Genomic DNA, 5,399 nt, shown 5'->3' with positions numbered 1-5,399 from the left:
GTCGTTACAAAAAACAATTGAGGGACATGATGGCCCGACTATCAATATTTCAAAAACTGTTTCTTTCTGCTTCCTGCATGTTGCTGGTTGCAGGCTGTTGCCGCTGGGGCGGCGGTGGCGGCAATTGGGGGTTACATAAACGCTCGTTAGCGATTCCCGAAGTCTATCCGCTGGGCAGTGTGAATCGTGCGCATTATCACACAATGGAATCCAATGCGGAAGCGGTCGATTTTATCATCAATCGAAATGAATTCGTCGAGAACAGTGCAGAGCTCACCACAAACGGGAAAGATCACATTCTCGAAATTGGAGCACGGATGAGAAGTGCTCCTTATCCGGTGATTGTGGAACGCAGTGATAATAATTATGCGCCTGAGTTAGACGCCTATCGACGACAACTGATTGCCCGGATTTTAACAGATCTTGGAAACCAGGATGCAGATCAACGTACCATTGTCTCAACTCCCTATGGCCGATCTTTGAATTCACGCGAGGCGGAAATCGATTACTACCGATTCATTTCCACCCGTGGAGGACTCAATAGCGGATTTGGCGGCGGCGGTGGCGGTGGCGGCGGCGGCGGTGGATTTGGTGGTGGCGGCGGCGGCGGTGGGTTCGGTTTTTAAGCTGAACTGAATCTGCATGAGATAAGCCCGATTCATGGTATTCCAAAATAAGATCACAAACGCCGCAGGAGAATATCTTTTGCGGCGTTTTTAAATGCCTGCTACATAGCGGCTTAGGAGAAATGAGAGTGTTTTTCTTTTATGTGAAACGCTGTCCGTAATCATTGCATCGTTCCTGGGCATCTGGCTGGAGAATTTGTTTCAAAATTCGTATCGACACGAATAGAAAATCGGCATAGAATCCCTGCCTTAATCTCAGACAAACTCCTTTCTCTCTCTCTCATATTCCCTTCCCCAATTTACAATTTCACTTTTCTTTGCTGTCAATCCAGCAGAATAAGCTTCACCATTAAGCCATCTCTACCAGCAAAAACCAGTTGTTTGAGCTGTGTTTTTCAGATTGTGTTTGTGGTGAGCATCATTATGATTGAACGCTTTGAAAAATTATTGAACAGAACGAAACAGAGCGATCTGAATTCGCTGAGCCAAGGTTGATACCCGATGAAAACTCGAATGTTTCAACATATATTTATACTGACAATACCCTGCATTTTGTGGTGTGGATGTCAGTCTGCTCCTTTTGCGCGCCATTCTCAATCATCGGATACGCTGGCGCAGAATAGTTCTGAAAAGGATCCCGAATCTGCCATTCAGAAAAAACTAAGAGAAGCGATGGCTGAAGAACGGGCGAAAGTACGTTCAGACAGGAACCGGAGGCATGGTCAGGTTGATTCACCTGTCAGCCTGGCAGAACATTCCGTAAAAGAGCAAAGACAAAATCGTCTTCCATCAGCAGTGGAATCCAAGGCCTTGCCTCTGAATTCGACACAACAATCTTCCAGGCAGTCTGATGGTCCGACAGTGCAGAATGAATTGAATCTGGCGTATGATGCAGACCGATCTGGAAATATTGAGAAGGCTCAGGGGTATTATCAACGAGTCCTTTCTCTCGATCCCGCCAACTTTGAAGCATTACATCGTCTTGCCATTATTGAAGATAAAAAGCAGAATTATCCTGCAGCAGAAGCTTATTACCTGAGAGCATTAAAAATAGATTCTTCGAACGTGAATCTTCTCAGTGATATCGGCTATTCTTACATGTTGCAGGGACGCGATGATTATGGTGAAAAATATTTACATGAGGCACTCAAGCTTCAACCCGGTCATTCCCGGTCACTCGATCATCTCGGTTGGTTCTACGGCCGCGCAGGTCAGTACGATCAGGCATTGGCTCTGTTTCGTATGACGAGTGGAGAAGCACAAGCACAACTTAAATTTGCTCAACTGTTTCCCGGTGTTGATCCCAACAATAGCGTAGCTCAGGGAAATATGACGACCCAGCATCATGTGCAGATGGTTGCCCCAGAGAATACTGTCCCAGGAATTCAACCGGTCGGGCAGTTTCAGTCAAATTATAATCAACAGATACAATCTGCTGTCGGCGAACGCCATGCAGAACAGAACCCCCCCATACTGAATCCGCCAGATGCGAATCCGACACTGCAGATTGCAGAAATGATGAAGCGTGAGCGGGAAAAAGCAATGCAGGCCCGGGGGACTCCTCAACAGTTGCCATCCATTATGCCAAATCAGATTATGACAAACCAGGTAAATGGATATCCGGTTCCTACCGGAAAGGTTGCGGATACTCGTCAATTGGCAGTCAATAATGCGGCAGAATCGATTTCGGTACCTGCTAGCGGAACACCCCAAATTCAGGCTTGGCCCCCAGTCGGTGATCCGGGGATCGCCCAGGCAGTTGAAGCATCAAATTATTGGGCAATGAAAGAACAACAGCAGAAGCAAAATCAGCAGGCACAGCAGCAACAATATCAGAATCGTATGTCCCAGGGAGGACAGCCGATTCGACAGGAGCAGTATCAGAACGTGCCTTATGGCGATTCCCAAATGAACGGACAGCAGATTCCTCAACAGAACATGCCGACCAATTTTCCCCAGGCGGGACAGCCTATGTATGGAAATCAATACCAGGTTCCGGGACAGTTTCCCGATTACCGCATGAATTCAACACAGCTTCCGGCTCAACAAAGAGACCCGAATTCAGAAAGTATGCAGCAGAGCAATGATCAGAAACTGATCCGGGAAGCGGCTCGTACCGGAATGAACCTGGGGCCAGGTCAGATATTTCCCGTTGCAGTAAACGGGCAGGAGAACACGAATAACTCACGATTGATGAGCGCACAGTTTCCAGCTAACAGTCTGCTGCCAGCTTCAGCACAGGTGGCAGAACAGAATGTTTATCAAGCGGGCGGGCAAACTATTCGGCAGTCACAGGTCGGGCAACCGCTCTATCAGCAGCAGGCAGCGATGGGAATCAGACAGGCAGGATATGAATTTTCCAGCCAGCAGTCTCCACAGCTGAATGGTCAGAATTCCTTTGAGCAGAATTGGAATGCAGGAGGCTTTCAACAGGTGTCTTCCGCATTACCTCAGTCGGCGATGTATTCCCATAATCAAGCAGTAGCACCGGCCAATATGCGTACTTTGAACCCGGGCATGAATCAGGGGGTTCCAGGAAACGAGTATCAGAACGGAATGAACCCTGCGATCAATCGCAGCCAGAATTCATTCAACCAGAACGCAAACCAACTGGCACCATCGTCCTTTCAATGGGGATCTCAGCAGCCCGTTTCGCCTAATCAGTTTCCCGTTCAGCAAGGTCAGTACTAAGCGGGACGCCATTCCAACTCAGTAGATCAACTGGCCAACAACTGCTGTTCCAGAGATTCAATGATTTCTGCCGTAGTCCATTCCTGCAGTGCGACATGAATCGAAGAACGGTTCTCGAGCCATTTTCGCACCTGTTTTTCCGCGAACATCACAGTACTGTGATTGCGTCCGCCGAAAAATTCACCGATTTCACTGTAAGCGGCCTGAGTCAGTTTCCTGGCCAGAAACATGGCCAGCATCCGAGGTTGACTGACATTCCGGGCTCTGCGAGACGATTTCAAGTCTGTCTCGGAAACGCCAAAGGTGGAACAGACGATCTGTTTGATATCATCCAGTTTAATGATCCGAATACAATCGCGCTCGAGATCAGACAGAATCTGGCGTGCCATCGAGGTTGTGATTTTCTGTCTGGTCATCACATGATAAGTCTGCAAACAGTTGATCGCGCCTGCCAGTTCCCGCACATTGTTGGTAAATCGGCGTGAGACATATTCGAGTGCACCTTCAGTAATGAGTGTTTTTAACTTCAAGGCACGCTGACGGGCTAAGGCGAGTCGCAGTTCGATTTCAGGCGATTCAATCCGGCAAACTAATCCGGAAAGAAAGCGTGTGGTCAGTTCCTCACTCATTTTAGTCAACAGTCGCGGGTGCCTGTCTGACGAGAAAACGAGTTGCCGGCCGTGGCTTTCCAAGTGTTTGATTGTATGTAGCAGTTCTTCCTGAAAGATTCGTTTAGACTCAAAAAAATCGATGTCATCTATAATGAGTACATCCACGTTACGAAATCTTTGACGAAAGCCGGGCAGAGATCTTTCCTGTAACGCTTTCGAGAAATAGTTCCCGAATGATTCTGCAGTGAGAAATACCACTTGCAGAGAAGGATACAGTTGCCGGATCTTACGGTAGAATCCTTCCAGCAGGTGCGTCTTACCGACTCCGACTCCACCGTGAATAAACAGCGGATTGTAGAGCGCGCCTGGTTGATCACTGGCTTGAAGAGTAGCCATGTAGGCCAGCTGATTTGATTTTCCCGTCACAAAGGAAGAAAGATCAGAAAAGTGTCTTCCTTTATAGGCTGCTGTTTGTTTTTTGATTTGATTCTGATCAGTGCGTGCGTGTTCTCGCTCGGTATGCTTTTCACATGCGCCAACAGCAGCCGGAGCCGAACCTTCGACAGCGGTAAGCACCGAGGCTGCTTTGGGGAGACTGTTCTGCGTAACTCCGACTAGATCGGGATTGACGACGAAGCGATATTCAGCCGACGGACCAATACAGGCGATGGCTGTCGCGATAATCTGGGAAGAAAACTTTTTTTGCATCCAGGTCAGTAAAAACGGACTGGCGACTCCTATGACGAGGAAACTCCCTTCCAGTTTGAGACTGACTTTTCCTGCAAACCAGTTCTGGAAGCTGCGTTCACCGACCTGTCGCGCAAGCAATTGGTAAATTGATTGCTCATTCGATCCGGTTGTAGCAGGCCCCAGCTTGGCTTCCGTTGGTTGCTTTGTTGACGAAGCATAAAGCGTACCCTCCACTGCCAAAGACGTGGGTTGCATCTTGCACCCTCCCCCCGCGCGCAAAATTTCCACCCATAATACAAGGAAAAGCGAATTCCTGCTTTTCCCGTATCGATCATGGTTGTGAGGTGTATCAGGAAATGATGCGCTAAAAAGCTCCATTGTTTACAGCGTCATTAAAGATTTAAGGCATTAGTCTTCGACGACGCTACGTTTACTCATTCAGTGGCTCTGATACTAGCTTGAATTGTCAGAGAGTCAAACAGAAACGGAGAGGATTTTCTTCAGAATTTTCAGACCGAAATCTAAAGCTGTTTTACCAGCAGAAAATGACAGGTTTGCCGGAAAAAAAGTTGAAAAGGCAGGCGGCTGCTTGTTCAAAACATGTTAATGAATTTCCTGTTTTTTTTCCGGAAATTGGGAACGTAGCCGTGCGTGAACGCTTAAAGTGTTTTGTCTGACAAATCCTAATTCTTCATAAATCTTTATCGCATAGGAATTTTTGTGATCAACTGCGAGGATCACAGCGACTTGACCGTGGGCCTGGGCTTCGAGTAATCCATGC

At 47.7% G+C, this 5,399-nt stretch carries 3 protein-coding genes; 2 read left to right on the top strand and 1 reads right to left on the bottom strand.

What is annotated here, in order from left to right; translation table 11 throughout:
- Positions 1-626 (top strand): hypothetical protein (locus tag Q0294_RS01605; RefSeq protein ID WP_299460162.1); only part of this gene is annotated, 626 nt, incomplete at its 5' end.
- A gap of 672 nt (positions 627-1,298) precedes the next feature.
- A complete protein-coding gene (locus Q0294_RS01600; protein ID WP_299460159.1) occupies positions 1,299-3,317 on the top strand; it encodes a tetratricopeptide repeat protein in 2,019 nt (672 codons plus the stop codon).
- Positions 3,318-3,343: 26 nt separating this feature from the next.
- Here the strand turns inward: Q0294_RS01600 and dnaA are convergent, their stop codons facing one another.
- Positions 3,344-4,873 (bottom strand): chromosomal replication initiator protein DnaA, encoded by a 1,530-nt coding sequence (gene dnaA / locus Q0294_RS01595; RefSeq protein ID WP_299460156.1) that lies wholly within the window; start codon positions 4,871-4,873, stop codon positions 3,344-3,346.
- Positions 4,874-5,399 lie beyond the last annotated feature (526 nt).

Source organism: uncultured Gimesia sp., from assembly GCF_937919775.1.
Lineage (GTDB): Bacteria > Planctomycetota > Planctomycetia > Planctomycetales > Planctomycetaceae > Gimesia.
Note: the sequence above shows the minus strand (reverse complement) of the source record. Positions and strands in the feature narration are given on the sequence as shown.

Excerpts from the sequence above, each read along its gene's own strand:
- Q0294_RS01600 (WP_299460159.1), top strand. The coding sequence starts at position 1,299 with ATGGCTGAAGAACGGGCGAAAGTACGTTCAGACAGGAACCGGAGGCAT.
- dnaA (WP_299460156.1), bottom strand. The coding sequence starts at position 4,873 with ATGCAACCCACGTCTTTGGCAGTGGAGGGTACGCTTTATGCTTCGTCA.